Here is a 15,535-nt window from a genome sequence, read left to right on the forward strand (position 1 = left end):
AATCTATCTTAAATGTTTAAAGAATACTTGCAATTAATAAAACCAAAAATTATTTTTGGAAATTTAATTTCCGTTACTGGTGGTTTTTTGCTCGCTTCACAAGGTATCATTAACTATGAATTGCTAAGTATTTCTTTAATAGGTGTGTCTTTGGTAATTGCTTCAAGTTGTATTTTAAATAATATTATAGATCGTGACATAGATAAAAAAATGGAAAGAACAAAAAACAGGGTATTGGTTAAAGGTACTATATCAATAGAAAATAGTATAATTTATGCATTTATTTTAGGTTTAACGGGATTTTATCTCTTATATTATTATGTTAATTTATTGTCAATGTTATTGGCAATTATAGGATTTACTATTTATGTAATTGTTTATAGCTTTTACATGAAAAGAAGATCTATTTATAGTACTTTAGTTGGTAGCATTGCAGGCGCTACCCCTCCTGTTATTGGTTATTGTGCAGTAACTAATAATTTAGATACATGTGCTTTGATTTTATCATTAATTTTTGGTCTATGGCAAATACCTCATTCTTATGCTATCGCGATATTATGTCTTAAAGATTATCAACTAGCAAATATCCCTGTGTTACCTGTGATTAAAGGTATAAGTACAACAAAAAATCATATCATATTTTATATATTTATTTTTTTTGTATTTACTTCTATTTTAACAGCAAGTGGATATGCTAGTTATCAATATTTAACTATTTCATCATTAGTAAGTGCTATATGGTTTATTATAGCATTATTAGGTTATAGAACATCTGATAATAATATTTGGGCTCGTCAATTATTTGTATTTTCTATTTTTACTATCACAGTATTAAGTATAATGATGTCTTTAGATTCAATTAAGTTAGTGAATTTTAATTAGCTTGCAAACAATTAAATGATGTTTTATAAGATTTATAAATCATGAGAGCATAATGAATGAAAGATAGTAAATTAAATATAACTGAAATACGTGCAAGTGTAGGTCTTGGCATGGTGTTTTCTTTACGTATGTTAGGAATGTTTATGGTTCTTCCTGTACTTACTACTTATGGAATGTCATTACATCATGCAAATAAAACTCTTATTGGTATAGCAATAGGTATTTATGGTTTTACACAAGCATTATTTCAAATTCCATTTGGTTTGATTTCTGATCGAATTGGACGTAAACAGTTAATATTTTTTGGATTATCATTATTAATCTTAGGTAGTTTAATATCTGCTAATAGTTACTCTATATGGGGTATTATTTTTGGTCGTGCTTTACAGGGATCTGGTGCAATTTCTGCTGTAGTTATGGCTTTATTATCTGATTTAACACGTGAACAAAATTTAAGTAAAGTAACAGCTTATATTGGCATTAATTTTGGTATTACATTTGCTATTGCATTAATAATTAGTCCTATAGTTACTCGTGAATTTGGTTTACATGCTTTATTTTGGATAATTACATTATTTACAATAATTTGTATAATTATTGTAATGTTTTTTGTTCCACAAGAAACGAATCATAAATTTAATCGTGAAATTGGCATAATGAGCAATAGCTTATTAAAAATTTTAACTAATGATAAGTTAATTAAGTTAAATATTAGTATTTTTCTCTTACATACATTATTAATGTGTATTCTTATTGTTTTACCAAATCAATTACAATATCTTGGTTTTCCTGTATCGAGGCATTGGGAAATTTATTTAATAACCATGATAATTTCATTTTCTCTTGTAATGCCCATCATTATTTATGCCGAAAGAAATAAATGTATAAGACATATATTTTTATTTGGTATTACTATTATTTTATTATCAGAAATAGCATTAAGAAATTCCATTAATAGTTTTTGGATATTGATAATTGGTTTGCAATTTTTTCTTTTTGCATTTAGTTTAATGGAAGCTATTATACCTTCTTTAGTTAGTAAAGAATCACCATTAGGTTATAAAGGTACAGCTATGGGTTTTTATTCAACTAGCCAATTTTTTGGAGTAGCTTTTGGTAGTAGCATAGGTAGTTGGATATTAACTAGATTTAATATTGAAGGTGTTTTTTTATTTTGTATACTAATTGCTATATTTTGGTTATTAATTAGCTTAAATATACAAGAACCTCAATATATAACTAGTATGAATATAACTTTAAGCAATAAAATATTAGCAATATCTAATTTAGAAGAAAAAATTAAAAAACAACCAGGAATTTCAGAAGTATTAATAATAACTGCAGAAAAAAGTTTATATATTAAAATTGATAATAAAATTACCAACAGAAATAAAATAGAAAAATTTCTTGCTTGTATAGATAAAATTAATAATTAATTATTAAAATATTTTGTGATGGTTCATAAATTTTTACATTATAAAAACCCTGTTCAATTAAATACAATGCTTGAAGGCGGCTCATTACACCACTATCACAATAAAGTAACCAGGTTATATTTTGGTCTAATTTTTTGAATTTAGTATTAAGATTGTAGAAAGGAATTGATTTAATCTTAATATTATTATTTTTAAATACGAGTGGTTTATTTTTTTGTTCATCAATAGAACGAATATCTATGATAACTTCGTTATCTTTTAAACACAATACTGTTTCTAATTTCACTACAATTTTCCTTAAAAAACTCAATCAAGATAACAAAAATATCTAAAGTATGTATTTTTATTTTTTTTAAATAATATTATATCATTATAATTAGTTATATAATATTATTGTAGTTATATTTTTTGTTAAATATTTAAGTAATATTTTAAAGTATTTTTTGTTTTATTGATTTTTTATATATAAGATTTTGTTTTAATTAAATAAAATTTAATGAGCATAAAACTACTATAACAATTTCTAAGATTTAATTATGTTAAAATTTAAAATAATGAGTATTACATGATTTTTAACACTGCACAATATCCAACTTTATCGTTAATAAAGACAGCTAAAGAAATTCGTTATTTAAATATGGAAATGTTGATAATACTCTGTGGAGAATTACGTCAATATTTATTGAATACTGTAAGTCATTCTAGTGGACATCTTGCTTCAGGATTAGGGGTAATTGAATTAACAGTCGCATTACATTATGTATATAATACTCCTTTTGATTATTTAATATGGGATGTTGGTCATCAAGCTTATCCACATAAAATTTTAACTGGCAGGCGTGATCTTATAAGTACAATTAGGCAAAGAAATGGTTTGCATGCTTTTCCATGTAGGGATGAAAGTGAATATGATGTTTTAACTGTAGGACATTCTTCTACATCTATTAGTGCTGGTATAGGTCTTGCTATAACTGAAAAATATAAAAGTGAAGGTCGTCATATTGTTTGTGTTATTGGTGATGGTGCGATTACATCTGGAATGGCATTTGAAGCTATGAATCATGCTGGTGATATTAAACCCGATATATTTGTTATTTTAAATGATAATGAGATGTCTATTTCTAAAAATGTAGGTGCCCTCAATAATAGGCTAGCACAAATTTTATCTGGAAAAACTTATTCAAGAATTCGCGAAAGTAGTAAAAAAGTTTTAACTGGGATTCCTAGAATTAAAGGACTATTCAAACGTACTGAAGAATACTTAAAAAGTATAACAGCATCAGGAGTACTATTTGAAGAATTAGGATTTAATTATATAGGACCTATTGATGGACATAATTTATTAAATTTAATTAGTACATTAAACAATATGCGCAAATTAAAAGGTCCACAATTATTGCATGTTATTACAAAAAAAGGTAAAGGGTATGCTCCTGCTGAGGAAGATCCAATTACCTGGCATGCTGTTCCTAAATTTGATCCAATAAGTGGTATATTTCCAAAAAAATTAGAAAATATACCTACCTATTCAAAAATTTTTGGAAATTGGTTATGCGAAATAGCATCTCAAGATCCTAAACTAATAGCAATAACACCCGCTATGAGTGAAGGTTCTGGTATGGTTAATTTTTCACACAAATATCCTAAACAGTATTTTGATGTTGCAATTGCTGAACAACATGCAGTAACATTCGCTTCAGGAATTGCTATTGGTGGTTATAAACCAGTTGTAGCTATTTATTCTACTTTTTTACAACGTGCTTATGATCAAGTTATTCATGACATAGCCATTCAAAAATTACCTGTGCTTTTTGCTATTGATCGAGGAGGTATTGTAGGCGCTGATGGACAAACTCATCAAGGTGCTTTTGATATTGCTTTTTTACGTTGTATACCACATATGGTAATTATGACCCCAAGTGATGAAAATGAATGTCGTCAAATGCTTTATACAGGATATAAATATAATAAAGGTCCAAGTGCTGTAAGATATCCACGTGGACATGGTTGTGGAATACCACTAACTCCTTTAAAAAGGATACCTTTAGGTAAAGGTGTTATTAAAAGAAAAGGAAAAAAAATAGCAATTCTTAATTTTGGTCCGTTATTAGTAGAAGCTGTGCATGTTGCAGAAATCTTAAATACAACCTTAATTGATATGAGATTTGTAAAACCATTAGATGAAGAACTTATATTTAAATTAGCAATGAATTATGAGGTATTAGTTACCCTAGAAGAAGGTTGTATAAAAGGTGGTGCAGGAAGTGGAGTAAATGAATTTATAATGATTAAAAAATTGAAAATACCAGTTCTAAATATTGGATTACCAGATGAATTTATTCCTCAAGGTAACCAAGATGAAATTCGCAGAGACTATAAACTTGATTCTTACGGTATACAGTTTCAAATTAATGAATGGTTAAAAACATAATACCTGAATTTTACTATTTATTATGATTTTTTTGTTTAAAATGATCATAACCTTCATTACGAAATTTTAGGGGTTTGCCATTTTTAAAAAAAATTAAACCTTTTGATTTATGTACTATCCTACCGATGCAGGTATAGGGTACATTGAAATTATTTAGTGCTATATTTAATTTTTCACAGTTTATCTCTGGTATAGTAAAACAAAGTTCGTAATCTTCTCCACCATTTAATGCCCAATATAAAATTTGATTGAATTCAAAATTTTCAATTAAATCAGAAGATAAAGGAATATTTTCTATATTAATATGAGCACCACAGTTACTGTGTTTTAATATATGACTCAAATCAGATATTAATCCATCTGAAATATCAATAGCTGATGATGCAATATAACGTAGTGCTTGTCCTTGTAAAATACGAGGTATTGGTCTTAAATGACGTTTAATTAATGATTTATATACTTTATTGTTTTTTATTTTTATATGATTTTGTAATAACTTTAAACCAGCAGCACTATCTCCTAAAGTACCAGTAACATAAATTAAGTCATTTAATTTTGCTCCTGAACGTTTTATTGCAAAACCTTTCGGTATATAACCATAAACATTAAAAGTTAAACTTAATGGTCCACGATTAGTATCACCACCGATTAGTTGCATATTATAATAATCTAATAATTTAAAAAGATTATTACTAAAACTGAATAACCATGAATTATTTAATTTAGGTAAAGTTATTGATAATGTAAGGCAAGTTGGATCAGCTCCCATTGCAGCTAAATCACTAATACTAACTGATAAAGCTTTATAAGCTAAATCAGAGGGACGAATATTTTGTAAAAAATGCACATTAGCAATAAAAGTATCATTGCTAACTGCTAAAACGTGATTTTCTGGTAATGTTATTAATGCACAATCATCACCAATACCTAAATCAATATAATTACATTGGTATCTTTTTTTATTAAAAAATTTATTTATTAAATCAAATTCACCCAAGCTCATATTTAATAAATCTCTTAAGAAACTAATAATTTTGAACAATGATATTTATTATTTTTGGTGTAATCTAAATTGCAAAGCAGCTTTATCTAGTACTCCATTAATAAATTTATGACTGTCTTGGGCTCCAAAAATTTTTGCTAATTCAATACCTTCATTAATAGCTACCTTATATGGCATATCATGACATTTACTAATTTCATATAAAGCAATACGCAAAATAGCTTTTTCAATATTACCTAATTTTTCTAATTGACGCGATAAATATGGTTTCATAAGTTGATCTAGATAAACGTTATTTGTTGCAACTCCCAACAATAATTTATGAAAATAATTAATATCAACTCCAATAACATTTTGTTCTTTTAAAAAGTATAATTCAATATCAGATATATCATTATTAGATAATTGCCAAGAATAAATTGCTTGTACAGCACATTCACGAGCACGACGACGAGCGATAAAATTCATAATATATTTCCCTGAATTATTAATTTTTTATGGCTTTTAATACATTTATCATTTCAAGTGCTGCCAGGGCTGCTTCAGAGCCTTTATTACCATATTTCGTGCCGGATCTTTCAATAGCTTGCTCAATATTTTCAGTAGTTAATACTCCAAAAGCAATCGGAATATTAGTATTTATTGAAATTTTAGCAATACTTAAACTGGTCTGATTAGCTATGTATTCAAAATGAGAAGTATTACCGCGAATAATAGCACCTAAGGCAATTATTGCATCATATTTACCAGTTTTGCCTAATTCATATGATACTAAAGGTAATTCATAAGCACCTGGAACCCAAATAACAGTTATATTATCATGATGTACTTGCCCAATACGCTTTAGAGATGATATTGCACCATTTAAAAGGTTATTAGTAATAAAATTATTAAAACGTGCAACAACAATAGCAACATTAGCATCAGTGGCTATAATAGTAGCGTCAATTACTTTCATATTGATTCTCTTTATTATTATTTTGAAAAATATAATTTTTATTTAAATTAATTAATAATTTATTCTGAATATAAATTTTTTATTTTTTTGGCACTAAAGTTAAACGTATATCGTTCCCAATTTTTTTAATATTAGTAAATAAAAAAACGGGTGCATCATTTAAATTACTTAAACCTGGTATTTTACATAAATGTATACTGTCATTTCCTAGTATCTTTGGAGCAACGTATATAATTAATTCATCTATAAGATTTTCCTTGATTAATGCACCAAAAAATGTTGCACCTGCTTCAACTAATACATTATTCATTTGATTTTTACCAAGTAATAATAGCATTTGCGATAAATTAATTTTTTGATTACAAATTGGTAATATTATTTGAATTACATTATCTGGCCAAACATTATCATCATAACTTTGTCTTATCAACCAAGTTTTACCTGGTTGATTAATTATTTTATGTTGAGGTGTTATTTGATTTCTTCTATCCATAATGACTCTTATAGGTTGATGTAAAGATTTTTTACTCGAACTTGATATAAAGTTATTTTTTTCTAAACTTGACCAACGAACCATAAGAGAAGGATTATCAGATAAAACTGTAGTACTGGTAGTAATTATAGCGGAGTTTCGTGCTCGATAGCGCTGAACATCATTTCTTGCATTTATTGAAGTAATCCATTTACTTTCACCATTACGCATGGCAATACAACCGTCTAAAGAGGCAGCAAGTTTGAATTGCAACCATGGCAATCCAGTAGACATTCTTTTAAAGAATCCACAATTTATTTTTTTACTTTCTTTCATCATTATGCCATGACTAACTTCAATACCAGCTTCATGAAGTATACGTAAACCTTTTCCTGATATTTTTGGATTAGGATCCTTTGAACCAACTACAACTCGATTTACTCCAGCATTAATTAATGCCGTACAACAAGGTGGTGTTAAACCATAATGACTACAAGGTTCTAAAGTGACATAAACAGTAGAACCTTTAGCTTTATTACCAGAGGCATTTAATGCATTTATTTCTGCATGATTTTCTCCGATTTTTTCATGCCATCCTTCACCTACTATATTACCATCAAGTACGATCACACAACCTACATTTGGATTAGGAGAAGTACTAAAACCTCCTCTTTTTGCTAATTTTAAAGCACGTGCCATATACATTTTATCTATCACAACTTATCCCTACACAATAGTAATTTATTTTTTCAATTAAAAATATATATAATACATAAAAAACTATTTTATCTATCATAGTGGTTTTTTCTTTAAAAATTCAATAATAGTTTATTATTGTTACTAATTAATAGATTACATGTGCTTTTAAAAAGTATTAAAATATTATTATTTACTTTAATAATGACTAACATTTATTAAACACAAAAACTAATTACTTTAATATTTATTTAAAAAAAATATGTGATATATTTTTTTAAATTAAATCAACATATTTTAATACCAATAACAATATGAAATATATTTAATAAAGTTTTTTGTATTTAATAAGGATATTTCAGTTGACTAAAAAAAGAAAAAGTTAATTACCTACCCTTTTAATGAGGTATCTTGTTATTTTTTATTAATGCTAAAGATAAAGCAATATAAACTGAAGAAATAGTACCAATTATTATTCCAATTAACATAGTTAACGAAAAACCTTTTAACAATACACCACCAAAAATCAATAGAATTGATACCATCATTAAAGTAACAAAAGAAGTCATTAGTGTACGATTTAATACTTGAGTTAAAGAAACATTAATAATATCATAATATGATGATATTTGATTCTTCTTGAAATTTTCTCGTATACGATCAAAAATAATTATTTTGTCGTTTAATGAATAACCTATAACAGACATTAATGATGCAATAATAGTTAAATCTATTTCTATATGAAATAAAGATAAAAATGCACAAGTAATAATAATATCGCTTAATAAAGCAAATACTATTCCAAATGAAATATACCATTCAAATCTAAGACCAATATATAAAAATACAATTATTAATGCAGATACAATTGCTATCGATCCGTTTTTAATTAAATCAATACCTATACTAGGACCGACATAATCAACACGATTAATTTTTATTTTTTGTTTTATATCTTTATTAATAAATGAAATTAATTTACTACGTAATTTATCAATATTTATAGAATCAAATGATGATTTAATTTTTATCATTATATTATTAGTTTTGTCTAAATTCTGCACTATTGGTGATTTAAAACCAAATTTCATCAAATTAGTACGTAACATATCAATATTAATTGATTTTTTAAAATTAATTTCAATTACTGTTCCTCCAGTAAAATCAATACTCCAATTAAATTGGAAAACAAATATCACCAAAACAGAAGATATTATTAATACACCTAGTATCGAAGATACTAATTTATTCCAACGCATAAAATCAATTACTTTATGTTTAGTATTTAATTGATCAATATTATTAATTGATAACACAAGTTATAATCCTATATGGATAATTTTGTAATATTTCTATTACCGTATATTAAATTTACAATAGCTTTAGTAATTAAAATTGCAGTAAACATTGATGTTAATATACCTATTATAGTCATAATAGCAAATCCTCTAATAAAACCAGTGCCAAATGCATAAAGAATAATAGATTTAATTAAAGTAGTTATATTAGAGTCTATTATGCTTGATAAAGCATGTTTGTAACCTTTATTAATTGCTTTTTGAATAGAGCATCCATTATAAATTTCTTCTTTAATGCGTTCATTAATTAAAATATTAGAATCTATGGATACTGCTAAAGTTAATACAATACCAGCAATACCTGACATTGTAAGTGTTATACCTGGCAAAATTGAAATAATACCAATAATAATTATTAAATTTATTAGTAATGCACTAATAGAAATTAAACCAAATTTTTTGTAAAAAAATACCATAAAAAAAACGCAAGACAATAAACCACATACACATGCCTTTAATCCTCTTACAATATTTTGTTTACCCACAGCCGGACCAACAGTACGTTCTTCTATAATATGAATTGGAGCAACTAAAGCTCCTGCACGAAGTAACATTGAAAGTTGTCGTGCATTAGTTATATTTTTGATTCCAGTTATACGAAAATTATTACTTAATTGAGATCCAATATTAGCAACATTAATTACTTCTTCATTTTTTATTAAAACAGCATGACCTTGAGAATCTTTTTTACCGCTGTCTTTATATTCTATAAACAAAGTTGCAATTAATTTACCAAGATTATTTTTAGTAAAACTAGCAATTATATCTCCACCTATACTATCTAATGTAATATCTACTTCAGGATTACTATATTCATCTATATTTACATTTGAATATGTAATATGATCTCCTGTCAATATAACTTCTTTATTTAATACAATTGGTTGACCATTAGTCATATATTTAATTTCAGAATCAAACGGTATAATTTTTTTTGATATTAGTGCTGAATTAATATCAGTATTTACTAAACGAAATTCTAATGTTGCTGTTGCTCCTATAAGTCCTTTAGCATGAGCTATATTTTGAATACCAGGCAAGTTAATTAAAATATATTCAGATCCTTGACGTTGAACTGAAGATTCAGATATACCAAGTTGATTTATTCTATTACGTAAAATAGCAATGTTTTGTTCAATTACTCGTTTTTTTAATTGATTAATATAGGGTAAATTTATAGTTACAATAAGACTATGATCATTAATTTCTATTAATAAATTTTTATGAATTGATCTTAAGTAAACCAAAGCGTTATTAAGATCTTGAAAGTTATTAAAATTAATTTTTACACTATACATTTTATTACTGTATATTTTAGTGTAAGGTATATTTCTTTTAATCAAATCATTACGTATATTATTAATATTTTGGTGTTGAATTTTTTTTAATAAATTATGTATATCAGCTTCAATTAAAAATTGAACTCCACCACGTAAATCAAAACCTAGTTTAATCGGACTAGCTGCAATAACATTTAACCAATTTGGTGTTGCTGGAACTAAATTAAGAGCTACAATATACTTTTTGCTAATTTTTTTAGCAATAGTATCATGTGCTAAAAGCTGAGTATCTATATTGTTAAAAAGTGCTGTAATAATTCCATTTTTTGTTGAAATAGATTTATATTTGATATTATTTTGTTTTAGTAATTTTTTTATAGTATAAAAAATTTTTTGGTTATTAAAATCATTATTTTTGCTGATAATTTGCACAGCAGGGTCTTCACCATATAGATTTGGAATTGCATATAGTGCGCTTATAATAACAATAAGCGATAAAAGGACGTATTTCCACATTGGATAGCGATTTAACACAATGATCACTCTTAAAAAATTACAGTTTTTTTATAGTACCTTTTGGTAAAATAGATGATATAAAATCACTTTTAATAATTACTTCAGTAGTTTCATTCAATGCAATAGTAATATAGCCAATTTTTGTTATTTTTGTTACTAAACCAACTAAACCACTGTTAGTAATTATTTCATCTCCCTTAGAAATAGAGTCTACCAATTTTTTATGTTCATTTATACGTTGCTGTTGAGGACGTAATATCATGAAATAAATAATTATGCTAAATGTTATTAACATAATTATTAAAGAATAATAATTTTTCTGGATAGTTGTTCCTGATGCAGCAAATACATCAGAAATAAAAAAATTCATTAAATATGCCTCACTTAAAAATAATTATATTTTTAACCATTATTTCTTAAAAAAAAGAAGGAATATCTTTACCTAATTTTTTATAGAATTTATTGGCGAATTGTTTTAGTTTCTTATCTTTAATAGCTTGTCTTATATCAGTCATTAAATTTTGATAATAATGTAAATTATGAATTGTATTTAATCGAGCACCTAATATCTCTTTACATTTATCTAAATGATGTAAATAAGCTTTGCTATACTTACAACAAGTATAACAACTACATTCTGTATCTATTGGTGTAATGTCATCTTTATATTTACTATTACGTATTTTGATTATTCCATTAGTTACAAACAAATGACCGTTACGTGCATTACGTGTAGGTATGACACAATCAAACATATCAATACCACGAATAACACATTCCATGATATTTTCAGGCTTGCCAACTCCCATCAAATAACGAGGTTTAACATGTGGAATTTGTCTACAAATATAATCAACTATACTATACATTTCTTCCTTTGATTCACCTACTGCTAAACCACCTATAGCATAACCATCAAATCCAATGTTTAACAAATGATTTAAAGAAATATCACGTAAATCTTTATATATAGATCCATGAATAATTCCAAATAGTAAATTTTTGTTACCTAAACTATTAAATCTATTACGGCTACGCTCTGCCCATCTTAATGATTTTTCCATAGAGCATTTAGCATTATTCCAATTAGTAGGATATTTTATACATTCATCGAATATCATTACAATATCTGAATTAATATCAGTTTGAATTTCAATAGATTTTTCTGGATTTAAAAAAATCTTTTTACCATTAGTTGGAACAAAAAAATAAACACCTTCTTCAACAATATTATTAATTTTACTAAGACTAAATACCTGAAAACCACCAGAATCAGTTAAAATTGGACCCTGCCAATTCATAAAATTATGTATACCACCATGTAATTTTATAATATCTGATCCAGGACGTATGTAAAGATGAAAAGCATTAGACAACATAATCTGTGTACCAGATTTTAATATTTCTTCTGATGTAATACACTTTATAGATCCATATGTACCAACTGGCATAAATGCTGGAGTTTCTATAATACCACGATTAGAAACAAAATAACCTTGGCGAGCATAACCATCTATATTTTGCAATCTGAATATCATAAAATTTTAGATTCCCTTGATTAAAAACATATAAACTGAATAACATAGCTATTATTCAGTTTATATGCCAGATATTTCTTTTGGTGCATTAGGATTTTTAGTAACAAACATTGCATCACCATAACTCAAAAAACTATATTTTTCAGCAATAGCAATTTGATATGCTCTCATAGTATGATGATAACCACCAAAAGCACACACTAACATAATCAAAGTTGATTTAGGTGTATGAAAATTGGTTATCATTGCATCTGTAATTTTATATTTATAACCAGGATAGATAAAAATATTTGTATAGTCAAAAAATGGTGAAATTATTTTTTGTTTATTTGTTTTAGCTGCACTTTCAAGAGAACGAACAGATGTAGTACCTACTGCTATAACTTTTTTACCATTGTTTTTACAATTTATTACTGCATTTACTACTTTTTCTGAAACTTCTACATATTCAGGATGCATATAATGATCTGCAATTTTTTCAACGTGAATTGGTTGAAAAGTACCAGAACCAATATGTAACGTGACAAAAGCTATATCCACACCTTTTTTTCTTAATTTATGTAATAAAAAATTATCAAAATGCAATCCAGCAGTTGGAGCAGCTATAGCACCAGGACAAGTCCCATAAACAGTCTGATATAACTTAACATCAATATCATCATCTAATCGATTAATATAAGGTGGTAAAGGAACATGACCAATATCATTAATTATATCTATTATATTACGATTATCCTCAAAAATAATTTTGAAAAATTTATTATGACGCATTATCAGTATTGCCTTTACATCTCTATTATCTCCTAACTGCAGTTCAGTACCTGGTTTTATTTCTTTTGATGATCGCACATGAGCTAAGACGCAATTACTATTTAGTATTCTTTCTATTAATAATTCAACTTTTCCTCCAGTTAACTTTTTATGACCAAATATACGAGCTGGAATAACACGAGTATTATTTAAAACTAATAAATCTCCTTTTTGAATATTATCTAATATATTACTAAATACACCATGAGTTACAGAACCACTCAACCCATTAAGAAATAATAATTTGCAATTTCTACGTTTTTTAAGGGGAAAATGAGCAATTAAAGATTTAGGCAATTCAAAATTAAAATTATTTACAAACATAAAAATATTGTACTCAATAAATCAAATTATTTCAAATATTGTCTTAATTGGAATATGTTGTATTAATTACAGATAATAATGTATTTATCTATAACCTTTCACTCGATCTACCACAGCAGAAACAATTAATATTATAATTACTGGAAATAACCATGGAATTTCATTAAATAATGTTAAATGAACAAATGTATTTATTTTGTTTTTTAAATAACCAAAATTTATAGCATCTAAGATACTAAACACTAAACTAATGAATATAGTTGGTATGAAAACCCTTGAATTTTTGTACCACCAATTTGTAGTAAAACTTAATATTACTAATATAATACATGGTGGATAAATTATAGTTAATATTGGCATAGAGAATTTTATTAAAATATTTAAACCAAGATTAGATACTAACATTGAAAATATACTTAATATACAAACTAAATACTTATAAGATAATCCAAGATATTTTGCAAAAAAATCAGCCCATGCACAAGTCAAACCTACTGCTGTAACTATGCAAGCAATAAAAATTAATATAGCAAGAAATAAAGTACCCATATGTCCGAAAGTATTATGAACATAAATATTTAAAATACTTGCACCATCTAAGTTTTGATTTGATATTTTGCCAATATTATAACCTAACTTGAAGAGACCTAAATAAACTATTATTAAACCAATACTAGCAATGAATCCTGACATAGTAGCATAACGTATTATTAATTTATGTGCCTGTATACCACGAGCTTTAATTGTATTAATAATAACAACACCAAATACTAATGCACCCAATGTATCCATAGTCAAATAACCATTAATAAATCCACTACAAAAAGCAGATGTCTGGTAATCTTTAGTTGCTAAAACCAATAAATTACCTTCTATTGGCCAAATTATTACTGAAATACTGAGTAAAATTAATGCTATTATTTTTACCGGTGCAAGAAAATAACCAATAACATCTAATAATTTACTTGGATATAAAGAAAGTAGTGTAACAAATACAAAGTAAATTAAACTATATAACAACAATGCAATATTACTATTAGTAGAAATTAGCGGTATAATACCAACTTCAAAAGAAATAGTTGCAGTACGTGGTATAGCAAACATAGGACCAATTAATAAATAACATATAATTGTTAAAATCAATCCTGCTATTTTACCTATTGGAGCACTGATTGTTTCAATGCCTCCACCTGCTCTTGCTAAAGCAACTATAGTACAAATTGGTAACCCAACTGAGGTAATTAAAAAACCAACAGCAGCTATCCAAATATAATCACCAGATTGCATACCAACTACAGGAGGAAATACTATATTACCTGCACCAACAAATAGTGCAAATGTCATAAAACCTAAAGCTATAATATCTTTAAAAGATAAGCGATGTATCATAAAATTTTTATTTATCAAATTGTTGTTTTATTATCGGAATTAACATAAATAATTATGTATTTAATAATCAATTATGAAATATTATACGTATAAAATTAATTACTTTATTTTAAAGCAACAAAAAAATAGATGAAATAAGCTTTTTTGGCTATAATGAAATTTCAAATAAGATATACCAATTTAAATATTTAATTATAGTGTTATAAGTTATCAAACTATTTTAAATAATAATATACGATATGCACTGTATACCATTAATTAGGTATACGCACAACTATTATCAATAATTAATAAAATTTATTTAAATCATATTACACTAATAATATGTATAAAATAATATAGTTTTGTATAAATGAAATTAGGATTAATTGTATAATACTAAATTATATATTAAAAGTATTTTTGATTTTACAATAAATTATTATTAATAATAATAAAGGAA

The 15,535-nt window shown here is 26.0% G+C and carries 13 protein-coding genes and 1 pseudogene; 3 read left to right on the top strand and 11 right to left on the bottom strand.

Annotation, left to right across the window (positions count from 1 at the left end; genetic code table 11):
* The first annotated feature begins 12 nt into the window (after window positions 1-12).
* Complete coding sequence (gene cyoE, locus CRV12_RS03360; protein WP_136131232.1) at window positions 13-882, top strand: heme o synthase; 870 nt, start codon at window positions 13-15, stop codon at window positions 880-882.
* Window positions 883-938: 56 nt separating this feature from the next.
* The gene (locus CRV12_RS03365; protein WP_136131233.1) at window positions 939-2,318 is read left to right on the top strand and encodes an MFS transporter; all 1,380 of its coding nucleotides are present in this window, start codon (window positions 939-941) and stop codon (window positions 2,316-2,318) included.
* On the opposite strand, the pseudogene thiI reads toward CRV12_RS03365, so the two are convergent.
* Window positions 2,308-2,607: pseudogene (gene thiI, locus CRV12_RS03370) on the bottom strand (thiazole biosynthesis protein); the annotation flags it as partial. The gene CRV12_RS03365 and the pseudogene thiI overlap by 11 nt on opposite strands.
* Before the next feature lie 276 nt (window positions 2,608-2,883).
* On the opposite strand from thiI, the gene dxs reads away from it, so the two are divergent.
* On the top strand, window positions 2,884-4,749 hold the full coding sequence (gene dxs / locus CRV12_RS03375) for a 1-deoxy-D-xylulose-5-phosphate synthase (RefSeq protein WP_136131235.1): 1,866 nt from the start codon (window positions 2,884-2,886) through the stop codon (window positions 4,747-4,749).
* 13 nt (window positions 4,750-4,762) lie between these two features.
* Here dxs and thiL read toward each other — a convergent pair whose 3' ends face one another.
* The 10 genes from thiL to brnQ all read right to left on the bottom strand — a co-directional run bounded on the left by thiL (window position 4,763) and on the right by brnQ (window position 15,093).
* Entirely contained in the window at window positions 4,763-5,752 is a 990-nt protein-coding gene (gene thiL / locus CRV12_RS03380) for a thiamine-phosphate kinase (RefSeq protein ID WP_136131236.1), read from the bottom strand.
* A 48-nt stretch (window positions 5,753-5,800) separates the two neighbouring features.
* Window positions 5,801-6,220, bottom strand: coding sequence for a transcription antitermination factor NusB (gene nusB / locus CRV12_RS03385; RefSeq protein ID WP_136131237.1), 420 nt, complete (start codon window positions 6,218-6,220; stop codon window positions 5,801-5,803).
* Between the two features lie 19 nt (window positions 6,221-6,239).
* Window positions 6,240-6,710, bottom strand: a complete 471-nt coding sequence (gene ribH / locus CRV12_RS03390) for a 6,7-dimethyl-8-ribityllumazine synthase (RefSeq protein WP_136131238.1) — start codon at window positions 6,708-6,710, stop codon at window positions 6,240-6,242.
* A gap of 79 nt (window positions 6,711-6,789) precedes the next feature.
* Entirely contained in the window at window positions 6,790-7,899 is a 1,110-nt protein-coding gene (gene ribD, locus CRV12_RS03395; RefSeq protein ID WP_136131239.1) for a bifunctional diaminohydroxyphosphoribosylaminopyrimidine deaminase/5-amino-6-(5-phosphoribosylamino)uracil reductase RibD, read from the bottom strand.
* 377 nt (window positions 7,900-8,276) lie between these two features.
* Window positions 8,277-9,137, bottom strand: coding sequence for a protein translocase subunit SecF (gene secF, locus CRV12_RS03400; protein ID WP_420022065.1), 861 nt, complete (start codon window positions 9,135-9,137; stop codon window positions 8,277-8,279).
* Window positions 9,138-9,205: 68 nt separating this feature from the next.
* The gene (gene secD / locus CRV12_RS03405; RefSeq protein WP_136131241.1) at window positions 9,206-11,050 is read right to left on the bottom strand and encodes a protein translocase subunit SecD; all 1,845 of its coding nucleotides are present in this window, start codon (window positions 11,048-11,050) and stop codon (window positions 9,206-9,208) included.
* Between the two features lie 19 nt (window positions 11,051-11,069).
* Entirely contained in the window at window positions 11,070-11,402 is a 333-nt protein-coding gene (gene yajC / locus CRV12_RS03410; protein WP_136131242.1) for a preprotein translocase subunit YajC, read from the bottom strand.
* A 46-nt stretch (window positions 11,403-11,448) separates the two neighbouring features.
* Window positions 11,449-12,570 (bottom strand): tRNA guanosine(34) transglycosylase Tgt, encoded by a 1,122-nt coding sequence (gene tgt, locus CRV12_RS03415; RefSeq protein ID WP_136131243.1) that lies wholly within the window; start codon window positions 12,568-12,570, stop codon window positions 11,449-11,451.
* Window positions 12,571-12,630: 60 nt separating this feature from the next.
* Entirely contained in the window at window positions 12,631-13,704 is a 1,074-nt protein-coding gene (gene queA, locus CRV12_RS03420) for a tRNA preQ1(34) S-adenosylmethionine ribosyltransferase-isomerase QueA (protein ID WP_136131244.1), read from the bottom strand.
* An 84-nt stretch (window positions 13,705-13,788) separates the two neighbouring features.
* Window positions 13,789-15,093, bottom strand: coding sequence for a branched-chain amino acid transport system II carrier protein (gene brnQ / locus CRV12_RS03425; RefSeq protein ID WP_136131245.1), 1,305 nt, complete (start codon window positions 15,091-15,093; stop codon window positions 13,789-13,791).
* Between the last annotated feature and the right edge of the window lie 442 nt (window positions 15,094-15,535).

The organism is Candidatus Pantoea edessiphila (genome assembly GCF_002933315.1).
GTDB lineage: Bacteria > Pseudomonadota > Gammaproteobacteria > Enterobacterales > Enterobacteriaceae > Pantoea_C.

Coding starts and splice junctions, on each gene's coding strand:
- brnQ (WP_136131245.1), bottom strand. CDS start 15,093: ATGATACATCGCTTATCTTTTAAAGATATTATAGCTTTAGGTTTTATG.
- yajC (WP_136131242.1), bottom strand. CDS start 11,402: ATGAATTTTTTTATTTCTGATGTATTTGCTGCATCAGGAACAACTATC.
- dxs (WP_136131235.1), top strand. CDS start 2,884: ATGATTTTTAACACTGCACAATATCCAACTTTATCGTTAATAAAGACA.
- secF (WP_420022065.1), bottom strand. CDS start 9,137: ATGCGTTGGAATAAATTAGTATCTTCGATACTAGGTGTATTAATAATA.
- thiL (WP_136131236.1), bottom strand. CDS start 5,752: ATGAGCTTGGGTGAATTTGATTTAATAAATAAATTTTTTAATAAAAAA.
- ribH (WP_136131238.1), bottom strand. CDS start 6,710: ATGAAAGTAATTGACGCTACTATTATAGCCACTGATGCTAATGTTGCT.
- cyoE (WP_136131232.1), top strand. CDS start 13: ATGTTTAAAGAATACTTGCAATTAATAAAACCAAAAATTATTTTTGGA.
- CRV12_RS03365 (WP_136131233.1), top strand. CDS start 939: ATGAAAGATAGTAAATTAAATATAACTGAAATACGTGCAAGTGTAGGT.
- tgt (WP_136131243.1), bottom strand. CDS start 12,570: ATGATATTCAGATTGCAAAATATAGATGGTTATGCTCGCCAAGGTTAT.
- nusB (WP_136131237.1), bottom strand. CDS start 6,220: ATGAATTTTATCGCTCGTCGTCGTGCTCGTGAATGTGCTGTACAAGCA.
- queA (WP_136131244.1), bottom strand. CDS start 13,704: ATGTTTGTAAATAATTTTAATTTTGAATTGCCTAAATCTTTAATTGCT.